This is a genomic window from Bacillus cereus group sp. N14 (assembly GCF_016483555.1).
In the GTDB taxonomy this organism is placed as follows: domain Bacteria; phylum Bacillota; class Bacilli; order Bacillales; family Bacillaceae_G; genus Bacillus_A; species Bacillus_A wiedmannii.
The window spans coordinates 336,152-352,143 of the sequence record NZ_JAEHBQ010000002.1; the positions used below are offsets into that span (position 1 = coordinate 336,152).

Sequence of the window (15,992 nt, forward strand, 5' to 3'; positions counted from 1 at the left end):
AATATTTTATATTTTCTCGTAGAGCATGTAAAATGTTAAGTAAGAGAAAATGGTTTTACATTAAGGAAGTGTCAAAACAATGAGTTTTACATTAAATAAATCGATTATAAAAGAAGTGTGCGGAGAAACCTCATATAAAAGAGGCGAAGCTTATTATAAAGCAAATAAAGTAATCGTGAATCATTATGATGAAAGGAAAGAAATTTGTGAGGCGACGGTAAAAGGGAATGAAGATTTTCATGTTACAGTAGAAAAAGCTAAAAAAGGTGATGTAGTTGCGAGATGTAGTTGTCCTTCATTAGCGTCTTTTCAAACGTACTGTCAACATGTTGCAGCCGTACTAATACAAATAAATTATAACCAGCAAACGGGCGGCATGTCCGAAAATATGAGCGGAAATGATCAATTAACGAGCGGAATGTTTCAGTTGTTTGCAGACAAACCACTGCGGCCAAAAAGTAAACAACACCGTTTTGATACACGTGAAATATTAGATGTTGCGTTTATATGTTCACCAGTAGCGACGAAAAGTGGTGGGGCCCTTCTTGGAATTCAGTTAAAACTTGCGAAAATATATTTTATAAAGCATATTAGAGAATTTCTTTCTAAAGTGGAGAAGAGAGAGACTTTTCATTGTTCTAATGAATTTACATACACACCAGATGTACATAGCTTCAGGCAGGAAACAGATGCGGTTATTCAGCAGCTTATTAAAATGTATCATAATGAAAAAATGTATGAAGATGCGTTAGAAGTACATGCGAAACAAGATGAAAGTATGATATTCATACCGCCAGCTTCGTGGAAAGATATGCTCTCTTCACTTTATAAAGTTGAGTATGTACAGCTGAAACAACATGAGCAACTGTTTCATGGCTTACAAATTTCAAACGGTTTATTGCCATTACATTTTGAGTTTACGAAAGGAAATAATGGTGGATTCACACTTCATATAGACGGCTTAAATCGTGTTCAAGTTATGGAAATGTATAACAACGCTCTTTACGATGGGAAATTATATCATTTACCTATGGAAGATTGTATGCGACTTATTGAATTGCAAAAGATGATGAGTCGCTCAAATAGCAATCAGTTTTATATTCCTGAAAGTAAGATGGAACATTTCGTCGCGAAAGTTGTGCCAGGATTAATGAAACTGGGAACGGTACGCATTGATGAAGTAATATCAGATCGTGTTGAAACGCCGTCGCTAAAAGCAAAGCTGTATTTAGATCGAGTGAAAAATCGTTTGTTAGCAGGTCTTGAATTTCATTATGGAAACGTCATGATCAATCCGTTAGAAGAAGACGGACAGCCGTCTGTTTTTAATCGTGATGAGAAAAAGGAAAAAGAGATTTTAGACATTATGAGTGAAAGTGCCTTCGCGAAAACAGAAGGTGGTTACTTTATGCATAATGAAGAGGCTGAGTATAACTTTTTATATCACGTCGTTCCGTCGTTAAAAGGCTTGGTTGACATTTATGCGACGACAGCAATTAAATTACGTATTCATAAAGGGGATACAGCACCACTTATTAGAGTGAGAAGAAAAGAAAGAATTGATTGGTTATCATTTCGTTTTGATATAAAAGGAATACCAGAAGCGGAGATTAAAGGTGTATTAGTCGCTCTTGAAGAGAAACGCAAATATTACCGATTAGCGAATGGTTCTTTATTATCACTAGAGAGCAAAGAGTTTAATGAAATTAATCAGTTTGTAAAAGAATCAGGTATTCGAAAAGAATTTTTACACGGGGAAGAAGTGAATGTTCCGCTTATTCGGAGTGTAAAATGGATGAACGGACTTCACGAAGGTAATGTTTTAAGTTTAGATGAGTCTGTTCAAGATTTAGTGGAAAGCATTCAAAATCCGAAAAAATTAAAGTTTACAGTGCCAAATACTTTACATGCTGTAATGAGAGAGTATCAAGTATACGGATTTGAGTGGATGAAAACACTCGCCTATTACCGCTTTGGCGGTATTTTAGCAGATGATATGGGACTTGGAAAAACGCTGCAAAGTATTGCTTACATAGATTCTGTGTTGCCTGAAATTCGAGAAAAGAAACTACCTATATTAGTCGTTTCACCGTCCTCTCTTGTTTATAATTGGTTTAGTGAATTGAAAAAATTCGCCCCGCATATTAGAGCGGTTATTGCAGATGGAAATCAAACGGAGCGGCGAAAAATATTAAAAGACATAGTGGAATTTGATGTCGTAATTACGTCATATCCATTACTGAGAAGAGATATAAGATCGTATGCGAGGCCGTTTCATACACTGTTTCTTGATGAAGCACAGGCGTTTAAAAATCCTACAACCCAAACTGCAAAAGCAGTGAAAACAATTCAAGCTGAATATCGTTTCGGGCTAACGGGAACGCCTGTAGAAAATTCATTAGAAGAGCTATGGTCTATCTTCCATGTCGTATTTCCGGAATTATTACCAGGAAGAAAAGAATTCGGTGATTTAAGGCGCGAAGATATAGCGAAGCGCGTAAAACCTTTCGTATTAAGACGATTAAAAGGGGACGTATTACAGGAGCTTCCAGATAAAATAGAGCATCTACAATCATCGGAGTTGTTACCAGATCAAAAGAGATTGTATGCTGCGTATTTAGCGAAATTAAGGGAAGAAACGTTAAAACATTTAGACAAAGATACGTTACGCAAAAATAAAATTAGAGTTTTAGCGGGATTAACAAGATTACGCCAAATTTGTTGTCACCCTGCTTTGTTTGTTGATGATTATAAGGGCAGTTCAGCTAAATTTGAACAACTGTTAGAGATTTTAGAGGAATGTAGAAGTACAGGGAAGAGAATTCTTATCTTTTCTCAATTCACGAAGATGCTTTCCATTATTGGCCGTGAGTTAAATCGTCAAGCAATTCCATACTTTTATTTAGACGGAAATACCCCTTCGCAAGAACGTGTAGAGCTATGTGATCGGTTTAATGAAGGGGAAGGGGATCTATTTCTCATCTCTTTAAAAGCTGGTGGTACTGGTCTTAACTTAACGGGTGCTGATACGGTTATATTATACGATTTATGGTGGAATCCAGCTGTTGAACAACAAGCAGCAGATAGGGCATATCGAATGGGACAAAAAAATACGGTACAAGTTATTAAATTAGTGGCTCACGGCACAATTGAGGAAAAGATGCATGAACTGCAAGAGAGTAAGAAAAATTTAATCGCTGAAGTGATTGAGCCGGGAGAAGAGAAATTATCTTCTATTACGGAGGAAGAAATCCGAGATATTCTAATGATTTAATATGAAAAAGCTATGCTTTCAAATTTATGAGAGCATAGCTTTTTGGTGTAATAATAATATTTTGTTTTGAACAAAGTAAAGAAATAAGACACTATTTATTTTACTTCTTTGTACCTTTACTTTTGTATGGCTTTGCAGCTGCCTTTTTCTTTGCACTTGATTGCCAACGATTCCATCCTTTACTTCCTGTACCTTGTCCTACACCTTTTTTCGGTTTTGCTTTCGTTTTACTCATATGATCACTCCGTTATATAAAAATCTTATTTGATAATAGTCAATGATTTAGAAAATACTCTTTATAAATGACTATGATTACTTTAAGTAAAAATAAACTGCTTGAATGCTATAGTATAACATGAATTTGCAAGTAAACTGAAAGGAATTACAAAGAAAATGAAAATAATACGAAATACTGCGGATTCTATATTTCGAACGATTACATTACTTGTTGTGTATATGTTAGTCTCGGTTAGTGAAACATTTTTGGGATTAACAAGGCAAAAGAAGTAAAGAGGGTATATTGGAAACAATCAATAAAGCCGTAAAATAAAGAATTGAAAAATATTTTAAAACTTTTTGTTGACTTTCTTTATTTTTTGTATAGAATAATCATTAATAAAATGTTTCAGAGATGTGACAACAAAACGACTATGAAAGGACGAGTAGTAGTAGGATGTAGTCTAAGCGAGTCAGGGGTGGTGCGAGCCTGATACGAAGCCTATTATGAAGAACCTCCTGGAGTTGCTAACCGAAATCCTTTATAGGAAAGTAGACTTAGCCGGGAACTTCGCCGTTACAAGAAGAACAGTATCGAGATATTTCATCTCCGTACTGTATAAGTGAGCAACCTCTGTTGCTAATTTGGGTGGTACCGCGGAACCAAAGCCTTTCGTCCCAGTTTTTTGGGAAAGAAGGGCTTTTTTTGTTGGCTTCTTTTCACAACATCCAAACATTTTAGGAGGAAACCACCATGTATCAATCATTAATGACAGTAAGAGAGACTCAAATCGCAATTAAGGAAGTTAAAACATTTTTCGAGGATCAATTAGCAAAACGCCTTGAACTATTCCGCGTATCTGCACCATTATTCGTAACGAAAAAATCAGGATTAAATGATCACTTAAACGGTGTAGAACGTCCAATTGAATTTGATATGTTACATTCAGGAGAAGAATTAGAAATTGTGCATTCACTAGCGAAGTGGAAAAGATTCGCATTACATGAATACGGATATGAAGCTGGTGAAGGTTTATATACAAACATGAACGCAATTCGTCGTGATGAGGAACTTGATGCAACACATTCCATTTACGTTGACCAATGGGATTGGGAAAAAATTGTTCAAAAAGAATGGCGCACTGTAGACTACTTGCAAGAAACAGTACAAACAATTTATGGAATATTCAAAGATTTAGAAGATCACTTGTTTGAAAAATATCCGTTCCTTGGAAAGTATTTACCAGAAGAAGTTGTTTTCATCACTTCCCAAGAACTAGAAGATAAATATCCAGAATTGACACCGAAAGATCGTGAACATGCAATTGCAAAAGAACACGGTGCAGTCTTTATTATAGGGATTGGTGATGCACTTCGTTCAGGTGAAAAGCATGACGGACGCGCAGCTGATTACGATGATTGGAAATTAAACGGTGACATTTTATTCTGGCACCCAGTATTACAATCTTCATTCGAATTATCATCAATGGGAATTCGTGTTGATAGTAAATCACTTGATGAGCAGTTAACGAAAACAGGTGAAGACTTCAAACGTGAGTATGATTTCCATAAAGGTATTTTAGAAGACGTACTACCATTAACAATTGGCGGTGGTATTGGACAATCAAGAATGTGCATGTACTTCTTACGAAAAGCACATATTGGGGAAGTTCAATCTTCTGTATGGCCTGACGATTTACGTGAAGCTTGCAAGAAAGAAAACATTCATCTGTTTTAATAGAAGAGAGAGGATAGCTCAAAAAGTTATTCTCTCTTTTTTATAGTGTAAACGAGTGGTTTACAGTGGGTTTTACTAATGGTTTCTTTCTTTTTTGGATCCTTTTATGTAATAATTTGTTAAAGGAGGGGACGTTATGAGCTTAGGACAACAACTTAAAAGATTACGAGAGTCAAAAGGGTTTTCACAGGAAGATGTTGCTAAGAAAATTGGTGTGACAAGGCAAGCGGTGTATAAAGTGAAACTTTAATCAGTGGGCGATTTATCCTACTGATTATTAGTTGAACCAATCGGGCTTTTATAGGCAGTTAATCGCATCTGGCTGCCTTGATTGTGCTTAAAAGCTTTGATGAGATTTACTGCCTGTTAAAGCGGGGTAAATGGGAACATGATAAAAGCTGTCCGGATATTGATAATTTAATTTTGCTTAGTGAAATGTATAACGTTACGCTATATGAGTTAATAAAAGAGAATCAAAGCTTTAAAGAGAAAATACATATTGATGAAGATTTTGAGAAAGGGAATGAATTTGGTTTTTATATTGGATGTGGTTTGCTAATTTTGAGTGCTTTCATTGATTATGAAGGAATGCAAGAGATCTTATTAGGAATTGCACTATTCATGATGGTTTTTTACTCTGATGTTAAGAAAGTTATTTTGACTGAGTTCAAATCGTTTTTTAAAGGAAATGTATATGATAAGAAGTGAGAAGAGGCCATTATATTTCCTAGGAAAGGGTATTATGAATAATTGAATTGTTTTATGGATATTTCTAGATATCGATAATGTGTTGAAAAGTTGTTTGTATAAAGTCTCGAAATGTATTTGTAAAATGATAATAAAGTTATTTGATTTTAAAAGTGCAAACAAGCATAACCCCGTTCTAAAGCTAGGACGGGGTTAAAAATCTAAGTTTTATTTAACAATAGTGCTCTTTTTATTGAATAAGAATTTTCTTCAAATATTTTCACTTCAGTAAAGGTTTTTTATAAAACATCACCTACTTATTTGTTACCGAGTTCTTCCGCTAAACCGATTAAAATTCCTTCGGTTCCACGAATGTAGCAGAGTCGATACGAGTTCTCATACTGAACTACTTCGCCAACGAGCTCTGCACCATGCTTAGTAAGTCTGTATACCATTTCATCAATGTCTTCAACGGTGAACATGACACGCAGATAACCGAGGGCGTTTACAGGAGCTGTCCGGTGATCTGCTATAGTAGGTGGGGTGAGAAATCGCGAAAGTTCAATTCGGCTGTGACCATCTGGCGTAACCATCATAGCAATCTCTACGCACTGGGAACCGAGTCCTGTTACGCGACCAGCCCATTCACCTTCAACAGTAGCTCGCCCTTCGAGATTCAAGCCAATCTCCTCGAAGAAAGAGATTGCGTTATCAAGGGATTCTACAACGATGCTGACATTGTCCATTCGTAGTAATCTGTTGTTTGTCATAGTCTTTATCTCCTTATATGTATAAATTTATTATCTAATTATCCTTATAATTATACTAAAATCTCTTCTAAACAAAAAACACCTTGTCACAGTGTAGGAAAATGTGACAAAGTGTTTTCGGGTATAGTATATAACACCTTGTTAACGAACAACACTTCCTAAACCCTCTACTATTGAAATATGCGCGAACTTTATTTCGTGAATGCTATCATTTCAAGAATTTAATAATGTAGTTGCTATTCGATAAAATAACTTCGAGTTTCCCACAAAATATTCCTATCCTGTACGCTATTAAATGGCTCGATTGTTGTAAATAACTTTCTTGTCACTCTATACAAAGCAAACAGCTTTCTATTTATATAGGAAGGAAATAGATTATTAATATGAGTTTGTAAGCTGTAATCCAAATATAAAATTAACTCATCTGCACCAAAGGCTCAACTTTCGCCATAAATGATTGATGCAGTGCCTCAACACCTGTTACTAAATGAAGGCGGTCAATAACGACAGACACTTTAATTTCTGATGTACTTACCATTTTAATATGAATATTTTCTTCTTTTAAAGTAGTGAACATATTCGCAGCAACTCCTGGATTAGAGACCATACCAGATCCTACAATGGATACTTTTGCTAAATGATTTTCATATTCTACAGATTCATAGTGAAGTGTTTCTTGATTTTGTTCCAATACATCTAATGTTTCTTTTAAATCATTAGAATGGATTGAGAAGGAGAGGTGAACAGTTCCTTCATTTGTAATACTTTGAATGATGATATCTACATTAATATGTGCTGTTGCTAATGTAGAGAAAACTGTTGAAAGTGCACCTTGTTCCAATCCTTTCATTGTGACGCGTGTAATATTATCTTCAAATGCAATACCTTTAACGATTGATTGTTGTTCCATGTTACATTCTCCTTTTACAATTGTTCCGTATTCTTGTTCCATACTTGAGCGAACTTCTAACATGACATTATGATTTTTAGCAAACTCAACAGCACGCGGGTGTAATACACCAGCACCGAGGTTTGCTAGTTCTAGCATTTCGTCATAAGAAATTTCATCTAATTTATAAGCATCTTTTACAACTCGTGGGTCCGTCGTATATACACCGGTCACATCCGTGTAAATATCACATTTTTTTGCTTTCAGTGCAGCAGCTAATGCAACAGCAGTTGTATCAGAACCACCGCGTCCAAGCGTTGTAATTTCATGTTCTTCACTGGCTCCTTGGAAGCCAGCTACAATAACAATCGTACCTTCAGTAAGATAAGATTGAATTCGATCTGTATGAATGTCAGTAATCCGTGCACTACTATGTACAGATTCTGTCGTAATACCAGCTTGCCATCCTGTTAATGAAATCGCGTTATAACCTTTTGCTTGTAGTGCCATCGTTAATAATGAAATAGTAACTTGCTCTCCTGTTGATAGAAGCATATCCATTTCGCGTTTACTCGGATTTTCTGAAATCGCGTTAGCAAGTGCTACGAGTTCATCTGTGCTTTTTCCCATTGCTGAAACGACAGAGATGATACTATGTCCTCGTTCATATTCTTCAATAATTAAATTTGCTACATGTTGAATGCGCTCAACGCTTCCAACAGAAGTGCCACCAAATTTTTGTACAATCGTTTCCATTACGAATTCCTTCTTTCATCCATTTTTAAGAATAGATTAGGACATATATAGATCCCAATATTCCTGTAGTTACCAGAGAAAAACAAAAAACACCATCTCAAATAAGTGAGGATGGTGCTGTTACAGGAAAAGGGAAACAGAAAACGGAGCTAATAAAAAAACCGCCAAAAAAGGAATACCATAAAAATGATATCTCTTTTTTGTAGATAGCTCTTCATACATACACGTCTGTACATATGACAGTTCTGTTTCTATTCGAAAACAGCCCCAATCGATAAATGCAGAGAAATGTATCGATTTCGGCAATACTTCCTTTCATCTAATTTCATAGACATCTCTGTGTCTCCATTAGAATACTCATAAGTATCGCAACCTCTATCTCACGTTTTAGGCGAGAGTGTTTGATTTATGAAGTTGTTGGTAACATTTGTTTTATAATAATTTAAATTTTTCGGGGAATCAAGTGTTTTGTATAAATTTTAAAAATTCTTTCTTTTCTTGAAGGAGTTTGTGAAAACTGTAGCAAAATAAATTCATAGCATGTACATTAAATTTATAGTGCATAGGAGGTGGAAGAATGAAGGGGAAAAAGCCTATTTATGTTTCGGCAGAAATGAACACAACAATGGAAAAATTATGGGGATATACACAGGAACCAGATATACATACAGAATGGGATGCTCGCTTTACTGAAATTTCGTATTTAGAGAAAAAAGAAGGAGAACCGCAGAAGTTTTTATATAAAACTAAAATTGGATTTGGACTTGAAATAGCTGGTGAAGGGGAATCGATAGGAGAAATAAGAAAAGAAACGGGTGAACGGATTTCTTCTTTAAAATTTTGGACAGATAATAAATTATCACTTATTCAAATAGGGCGTGGTTATTGGAAGTATACACCGCGTAAAGAACACATTCATTTTGAGACGCAATATGATTACGATACGAGGTTTGGTCGTATAGGAAATGTAATAGATTTCTATATGTTTCGTCCGTTATTAGGCTGGGCGACTGCTTGGAGTTTTGATGCTTTAAAATTATGGTTAGAAAAGGGACTTCATCCGAGATTACTAATTAGAAGAACAATGACATATTGGCTTGTATGTTTTTTATTTGCTTTTGTATGGATGTATCAAGGAATAGTGCCGAAACTAGTGTTTACTCATTCAGAAGAAGTAAAAATGCTATCTGTGATAATTGGTTCAACGGAATATAGTATTTTTGTACTTAAAATAATTGGATTATTAGAAATTATTTTTGGTGTCATATGGCTGTTGCCATTTCCAAAACGAAAAGTATTTATCGTACATATTTTTATGTTAATAGCCTTAACGATAGCGGCGGGTTTTACGAATATCGTAAGCTTTACAGAGCCGTTTAATCCAATTACATTAAACGTTCTACTTATGGGGTTATCGATTGTCGGTTATATAAATGGTTCTGATTTACCGAGCGCAAAAAATTGCAAGAGAAAGGAATAATGTATGGCTAATATGTATGAAAGACTATTAGGGGATTCTTATAAAAAACTTCATCCGAAATTACAGAAACGCTATGAGATCACGGAAGAAAATAGCTTTACTGGAGAAGGAGAAATGGATGAAATTTACGGAGGTTCTTTTTTCGTAAAATTAATATTAAAAATTGCATCGAAGTTTAGAATGTTTTTCTCTGAGCGGGGGAAGGAAGTGCCATTTACAATACATAATACCGCTGAGCGAGATGAACATGGAAATGAATTTGTGCAGTGGAATCGTACTTTTTATTTTCATAATAAGAAAAGATACTTTAACGCCATTATGCAGATGGATGAAGAGAATAATGAAATTTTAGATTATTTTGGTGAACCGCAAATACTTGTTTCTACATTGAATTTTCATATTGATGAGGTGGGGGCAATGCATATTTGTTCAAAGAAACAATGGTTTTACATGTTTGGAAGGAAAGTCCCGTTACCTAGGTTTTTATACGGAGAGGCCAATATTGTAGAAAGTTATGATGAAACACTACAGTGCTTTCGAATTCATGTACAAGTAAGCAATCCGTTAATTGGTTCATTATTTTCATATAAGGGAACATTTGTAGAGAGGAAATAAATGATATGAAAAATATAATAGTTGGGTTTGCTTGTTATAATATTTTTCTAATATGTGAGTGGTCAAATATAAACCCGGTGGAAGCAATTATTTTATTATCTATTTTGTTATTTATACCGATGTCATTTTGCATCATTGATAAGAAAACAAGAAATGGATCGTATGTATTCTTTTATAAATTTGTATTGCTGTTATATCCAATTGCAGCAATTAGTGCAATGTTAGCTTTCGTAACAAATCATTATTTCTTTGCGTTACTTTGGTTTGTATATACAGGAATTGTTGCGTTATTTGGTATAAGTAGATTGCTAGAAAGAGGATGGAAACCGTTAGAGGAGACAGCTATCGATAGTGCGTTTATGTATTTGTTTTTAGGTGGTTTCTGGTTTTTTGCTTCTGTAGCAAAGCTTTCCATTATGCACTTTAGTTCCGACATTGTTTTGCTTACAGCTGCACACTTTCATTATTCGGCATTTCTATTGCCGTTATCAGCTGGTTTAATTGGGAGGAAAAGAGAAAAGAGAAGTAAAGTATATGATGCTATTATGTTTGTCATCGTCATTTCACCTATGACAGTTGCAATAGGAATTACGTACTCAAGAGTATTTGAATTTTTTGCAGTGTTCCTATATTTATGCGCTATTTATAGTTATGGGATTTATGTTTGGCGTACGAAATTTAATGCTATTAGTGCAAAGGTTCTTCTAATCATATCGTCTAGTACACTCATGGTAACAATTATGTTTTCACTTATATATTCATATGGGAATTTGAAACATGTAATGACGATTACAATTGCTCAAATGGTTTGGATTCACGGTGTTGCCAATGGAATTGGAGTAGCGTTACCCGCATTTGTCGGCTGGATGATTGAAAAGAGTGCTCCGAATTATAAATATTACGGGAAACCAATGAGCAGGTTAAGAGGAAATACGACAGTTGGGGAAGCATTTTTACATAACAGAAGTTTAATAGATAGCAAGGAATACAAAGGTTTAGTTGATAATATGAACGATTTTCATAGTGAGGGATTTGACATGGCGAAGATTCCTATAAGTATTACTCGTTTTTATGAAAATACAAAAGAGTATGAGTTACAATCGCATATTAAGTGGGCTCGTTGGTTTCGTCCGGTTGCATTTTGCTATGAGAAAATGAGTAAGCGTGTAGGACAAATACATTTAGGAATGGGCGGTAAGTGGGAAACGATGCATGGCTCTATCGTTGGGATAATAGATGAGAAAGATGGAAGGGAGAATGTAAGGGCTTGGCTAAGAAAAAATGAAGCAGGAGAATCTATTTTTGTAGCTCTTTACTCAAAGCACACATATAAGAGCGAGACATATATGAATATTGCATTACCTTTACCATATTCGAATATGACGGGGGTTTTAAAATTATGTAATAAGAGCAATGATTTAATCATTACTAGTAAGCTGAGAAGAAATGGTAAAGGAGATGAGGGGATTTATTTACATACTCATTTCTTTACAATTCGTTTACCGTTAGCAGAGACTTTTATTATAAAGGAGAACACGAATCACATATTAGAAGCTAACCATAGAATGTGGATATTTGGAGTTAAGTTTTTAGAAATTGATTATGAGATTAAGAAAAGAGAAGGAAAGTGAAAAAAGCTTGGAGAGATACCAAGCTTTTTTTACGTATGCGTAATTGTCATAGCAACTTGTTTATCTAAGTCTCGGTCCCAAACACGTTGAATTTCAAACGTACCTATTTCAAAAAATAATGGGAATCTCTCTTTAAACCAATCTTGCATAGGAAGATTTAATGCTGTATCAATTGGCACCCATAATAATTCGCCTTCAGGAGGATTCAAAAGGAGTTCACCTTCAAATGAATCTGTCCAATAGTTAAATACCATATATCGAACATTTTCTTTCGGATTTACGTATTCATCTAATCCTTTAAAAGTTAAATTTGAAACAAGTAATCCAGTTTCTTCTTTTACTTCTCGTTTAGCAGCTTGAACGATACTTTCTGGGAAATCTACTTTTCCGCCAGGAGCGATGTAGCCAGGAAAACCTCGATGATCGGGGCGTTTTATAAGTAAAACTTCATTATTTCGCTGGATCATACACATTGTATAGATGCGGTGCTCGATGTTATGAGAATTTTGAGGCATAATAATGTATTCTCCTTTATATTTATTTTGATAATTTTACCATAACATAATGGTTTCTTATATAATTGAAAAAGAATATTAGGAATTTTTAGTAAAATATTATAAAGTCTATAATCATTTGAAAAGAGGAGAGAGAAATGCAAGGGGAAGTACAAAGAGAAAAAGCTTTGGGGTATGTTGGTAAATTATTGTTGCCAGTTAAAGCGTCACGACATTTTAAGTTTTTGTGGATTGGGCAATTACTTTCGACTTTAGGGAGTTCTATAACGATGGTTATTTTGCCAGTCGTTGTTTATTCATTGACTGGTTCAACAGTTGTAATGGGGATGACAATGGCAATGTACATGCTACCTAATATTCTTGCTTTACCGTTTGCGGGTTTAGTTGTAGATCGAATTGACCGAGTAAAATTAATGTTATTTACAGATATAATCCGCTGTATATTAATGCTATTACTTGCAACACTTATATTTATGGATGTTTTAACAATTCCATTTCTATACGTACTAGTGGCATTATATGGGCTTATGGAAGGCATATTTCAGCCAGCGTATTCAGCTGTAAGAGCAAAAGTATTTGTACCAGAAATTCGAAACGCAGCTAATGCATTAACACAAATGAGTAATCAAGGTATTCGATTAATTGGACCGGCTCTTGGAGGATTGATCGTTTCAGTTGCATCCGCCGGAATAGGATTTGGACTAGATGCAGTAACGTATTTGTTATCATTTTTTTGTTTATTATTTTTAAGAGAAATAAAGTTTAAAAAAGTAAGACCCATTGAAAAGAGTAAGGTCAATTACAAACAAGAGTTTATGGAAGGTGTTTTCGTTTTAAAAAGTCATCCGTGGCTATGGGTTACAATTTTAGTCTTTTCTTTCATAAATATTTGTTATGCAGGAATTATCGTCGTATTAATTCCATGGTTATTTAATGTTCATCATCTTTAATTGGATTAATGGCAATTGAAGGGTTCGGTATGATGATATTTGGACTCATTTGGGAAACAAGTTTACAAGAGCTTGTACCAGAAGAAGCATTTGGAAGAGTGGCAAGCCTTGATATGTTAGGTTCATTTGCTTTATTGCCACTAGGTTATGTGGTTGTAGGCTGGTTAGCTACTGTCATAGGTGGCGAAATAACGATTATAGCACTAGCTATTTTAGTACTTGTAACAATTGGAATAGCATTGTCTGTACCAAGTATTCGTCGGTTCGATTGATTATGTAAGCTAAAAGGGGATATGGTATATGAATATAGAAAACCTACATGATTTACTAGTAGATGAGTTGGGATGTAAATATATTTTAGGAGAAAAGGTATTTGAAGCAAAAAATTTCACAGTCTATATCGCTACCCATAGAGGAAATAAGCTAACATATAATCAACTAGTATTAATAAAGCATCTTTGTAACGAAAAGCCTACCGTACATATTTGGGACAAGAAAATTAGTACGGTAGCAACAAAAATGGAAATCACAAAAGAAGTGACAGAAGCGATACAAGCTGGTTTTAAAAAGCAAGAGTAAGCCCTAATCAAATTAGGGCTTACTCTTCATTAAACACAAATGTTTGTTTCATTTTTTCACTCTCATTTACCGGATGGCCATTATACGAGAAATTTTTTTCTTCCCAAGTAATGACGACTTTGAAATTATGGCTGTTAAAGTCTAAAGGGAATACCATGTAGTCAGAGCCTGTCTGACTTTTAGAAACGTTTATATTAGGTGTCGTAGGTTTAACAGTAGCTTTAGAGGTAGGATTGTTATCAAGTATTTCTACAGATACGTTTGATACATCATGACCGATGTTTTTTACGAGTAAACTGTACGTATCAAATACACCTTGTTTTGGCTGGATTGCTTGCTTGTTTGAGTTATGAGATTTATCAATTTCAATATACCATTGTTTAGACTGTGAAGAAATTGGTAGTGATGGAAATGTATAAGCACTAGCATGCATCGGTAGTGCTACACAGATAAGTACAAAGAGAGAAAATATTTTTCGTTTCATCTTTAGAGAACTCCCATTCTGTAACGGATTTATTTATTATTATCTTCTTTTTATGAGAGGGTATACCATAATTCAATTGTAAAAAATATAGTCTCTCTTAGTGAATAAGATGGAGGGATTTCTCTTGGGCTAAATAATCGACTGTAGCAATTGCGTGATGGATTGGAGCAGTGTATTTATTCATAAAAGGAAAAGTGGATGTAGTTTCCTTAATTCCCGCGATATTTATGACGCTCATGACAGTAGTTTACATTTTAAATGCAAAAATTGGTTTTAATATTTCGCTATATATAACTTATATTGTGGATGCGGTTATTACTATTATTTTAATTGCTATATTCTTTATGAAAGCTGCGTAGAGATTTTTCTACACAGTTTTTTACAATATGAAAAAATTACCAAAAGTATGTTAAGATAATATTGTCATACAACAAGGGGGAATTGTTTTATGGAAAATGGACATCTTGCTAAAGTAGATTTAATGAAAAGAATAGAATCGAAATCTAAGTATAATAAGAAACTTGAAAAATACCAAAGGCGTTTATTAGCACTGCAGCAAATTGTAAAAGAAGAAAAAATTGCAGTTATGCTCGTTATGGAAGGTTGGGATGCGGCTGGAAAAGGGGGAGCGATTAAGCGAGTGACGGAACACCTCGATCCGCGTGGGTTCCAAGTAGATCCAATTGGAGCACCAGCGCCTCATGAAAAACGGTACCATTACTTGCAACGTTTCTGGCGGAAACTACCTCAGTACGGGCAAATTACTATTTTTGATCGCTCATGGTACGGCCGTGTGTTAGTTGAGTGTGTTGAAGGCTTTGCTACAGAGGAAGAGTGGACGAGAGCGTATGATGAGATTAATGACTTTGAAAAACTACTAACAGATGATCATTATATAATCGGGAAGTTCTTCTATCATATTAGTAAAGATGAGCAATTAAAGAGGTTTAAAGATAGAGAGAACAATCCTTTGAAACGATGGAAAATTACAGAGGAAGATTGGCGTAACCGTGAAAAATGGGACGAGTATGTCGAAGCAATGGAAGACATGTTTGAAAAAACAAATAAGCCAAATGCGAAATGGGAAATTATTGCGAGTAATGATAAATTATACGCTCGATTGAAAACGTTGAAAGTGATAATTTCATTAATTGAGGATTATCTCTTAGAACATAATATAGAATTACCTTCGTATTATTATGAGATGAAAGAAGGTAAGACAGAAGGCTTTGAAGCTAATCAAGATGTAGTTGTAAAATAGTATAAGGTTTGTATATGAAATATAAAGTAGAGATACCCTGTAATGTTGAACAACAAAATTACAGGGTGTTTTTTTATTTAGAAACATTTTACAATTAACAGAATAAGGTATATAATCAATAATCATATTAACAATGTTAATATGATT

At 34.6% G+C, this 15,992-nt stretch carries 14 protein-coding genes, 2 pseudogenes, 1 riboswitch and 1 other annotated feature; of the genes and pseudogenes, 11 read left to right on the plus strand and 5 right to left on the minus strand.

Going from position 1 to position 15,992, the window contains the following annotated elements:
* The first annotated feature begins 79 nt into the window (after positions 1-79).
* On the plus strand, positions 80-3,274 hold the full coding sequence (locus tag JDS82_RS05145; RefSeq protein WP_199712809.1) for a DEAD/DEAH box helicase: 3,195 nt from the start codon (positions 80-82) through the stop codon (positions 3,272-3,274).
* A 100-nt stretch (positions 3,275-3,374) separates the two neighbouring features.
* On the opposite strand, the gene JDS82_RS05150 is transcribed toward JDS82_RS05145, so the two are convergent.
* The gene (locus tag JDS82_RS05150; RefSeq protein ID WP_000047588.1) at positions 3,375-3,509 is read right to left on the minus strand and encodes a DUF3934 domain-containing protein; all 135 of its coding nucleotides are present in this window, start codon (positions 3,507-3,509) and stop codon (positions 3,375-3,377) included.
* A gap of 406 nt (positions 3,510-3,915) precedes the next feature.
* Positions 3,916-4,174 (plus strand) — a binding site (T-box leader).
* A gap of 70 nt (positions 4,175-4,244) precedes the next feature.
* On the opposite strand from JDS82_RS05150, the gene asnA reads away from it, so the two are divergent.
* From asnA to JDS82_RS05165, 3 genes are all read left to right on the plus strand, one after another.
* Complete coding sequence (gene asnA / locus JDS82_RS05155; protein ID WP_000284900.1) at positions 4,245-5,228, plus strand: aspartate--ammonia ligase; 984 nt, start codon at positions 4,245-4,247, stop codon at positions 5,226-5,228.
* A gap of 136 nt (positions 5,229-5,364) precedes the next feature.
* Positions 5,365-5,478: a helix-turn-helix transcriptional regulator gene (locus JDS82_RS05160; RefSeq protein ID WP_413782700.1), complete on the plus strand. Its 114-nt coding sequence runs from the start codon at positions 5,365-5,367 to the stop codon at positions 5,476-5,478.
* Between the two features lie 83 nt (positions 5,479-5,561).
* On the plus strand, positions 5,562-5,936 hold the full coding sequence (locus JDS82_RS05165) for a helix-turn-helix transcriptional regulator (RefSeq protein WP_199712810.1): 375 nt from the start codon (positions 5,562-5,564) through the stop codon (positions 5,934-5,936).
* 296 nt (positions 5,937-6,232) lie between these two features.
* On the opposite strand, the gene JDS82_RS05170 is transcribed toward JDS82_RS05165, so the two are convergent.
* Both JDS82_RS05170 and JDS82_RS05175 read right to left on the minus strand, forming a co-directional pair.
* Positions 6,233-6,685 (minus strand): VOC family protein, encoded by a 453-nt coding sequence (locus JDS82_RS05170; protein WP_064470821.1) that lies wholly within the window; start codon positions 6,683-6,685, stop codon positions 6,233-6,235.
* A gap of 415 nt (positions 6,686-7,100) precedes the next feature.
* Positions 7,101-8,330 (minus strand): aspartate kinase, encoded by a 1,230-nt coding sequence (locus JDS82_RS05175; RefSeq protein WP_199712811.1) that lies wholly within the window; start codon positions 8,328-8,330, stop codon positions 7,101-7,103.
* Positions 8,331-8,529: 199 nt separating this feature from the next.
* Positions 8,530-8,716: riboswitch (Lysine riboswitch) on the minus strand.
* A gap of 191 nt (positions 8,717-8,907) precedes the next feature.
* On the opposite strand from JDS82_RS05175, the gene JDS82_RS05180 reads away from it, so the two are divergent.
* From JDS82_RS05180 to JDS82_RS05190, 3 genes are read left to right on the plus strand one after another with little or no spacing between them, the layout of a single operon-like run.
* Positions 8,908-9,810, plus strand: coding sequence for a DoxX-like family protein (locus tag JDS82_RS05180; protein ID WP_199712812.1), 903 nt, complete (start codon positions 8,908-8,910; stop codon positions 9,808-9,810).
* Positions 9,811-9,813: 3 nt separating this feature from the next.
* Positions 9,814-10,425: a DUF4166 domain-containing protein gene (locus tag JDS82_RS05185; protein ID WP_199712813.1), complete on the plus strand. Its 612-nt coding sequence runs from the start codon at positions 9,814-9,816 to the stop codon at positions 10,423-10,425.
* A 5-nt stretch (positions 10,426-10,430) separates the two neighbouring features.
* Positions 10,431-12,056, plus strand: coding sequence for a YndJ family protein (locus tag JDS82_RS05190; protein ID WP_199712814.1), 1,626 nt, complete (start codon positions 10,431-10,433; stop codon positions 12,054-12,056).
* A gap of 29 nt (positions 12,057-12,085) precedes the next feature.
* Here the strand turns inward: JDS82_RS05190 and JDS82_RS05195 are convergent, their stop codons facing one another.
* Positions 12,086-12,571, minus strand: a complete 486-nt coding sequence (locus tag JDS82_RS05195; protein WP_061673195.1) for an 8-oxo-dGTP diphosphatase — start codon at positions 12,569-12,571, stop codon at positions 12,086-12,088.
* A gap of 137 nt (positions 12,572-12,708) precedes the next feature.
* Between JDS82_RS05195 and JDS82_RS05200 the strand changes: the two are divergent.
* Positions 12,709-13,793 (plus strand): annotated as a pseudogene (locus JDS82_RS05200) (MFS transporter).
* Positions 13,794-13,821: 28 nt separating this feature from the next.
* Entirely contained in the window at positions 13,822-14,100 is a 279-nt protein-coding gene (locus JDS82_RS05205; RefSeq protein ID WP_061673193.1) for a hypothetical protein, read from the plus strand.
* A gap of 19 nt (positions 14,101-14,119) precedes the next feature.
* Here the strand turns inward: JDS82_RS05205 and JDS82_RS05210 are convergent, their stop codons facing one another.
* Positions 14,120-14,584 carry a hypothetical protein gene (locus tag JDS82_RS05210; protein ID WP_064449818.1) on the minus strand — a complete coding sequence of 155 codons (465 nt, stop codon included), beginning with the start codon at positions 14,582-14,584 and terminating at the stop codon, positions 14,120-14,122.
* 110 nt (positions 14,585-14,694) lie between these two features.
* Between JDS82_RS05210 and JDS82_RS29645 the strand changes: the two are divergent.
* Positions 14,695-14,943: pseudogene (locus JDS82_RS29645) on the plus strand (carbon starvation CstA family protein); the annotation flags it as partial.
* Positions 14,944-15,032: 89 nt separating this feature from the next.
* A complete protein-coding gene (locus JDS82_RS05220; RefSeq protein WP_199712815.1) occupies positions 15,033-15,845 on the plus strand; it encodes a polyphosphate kinase 2 family protein in 813 nt (270 codons plus the stop codon).
* Positions 15,846-15,992: the final 147 nt, after the last annotated feature.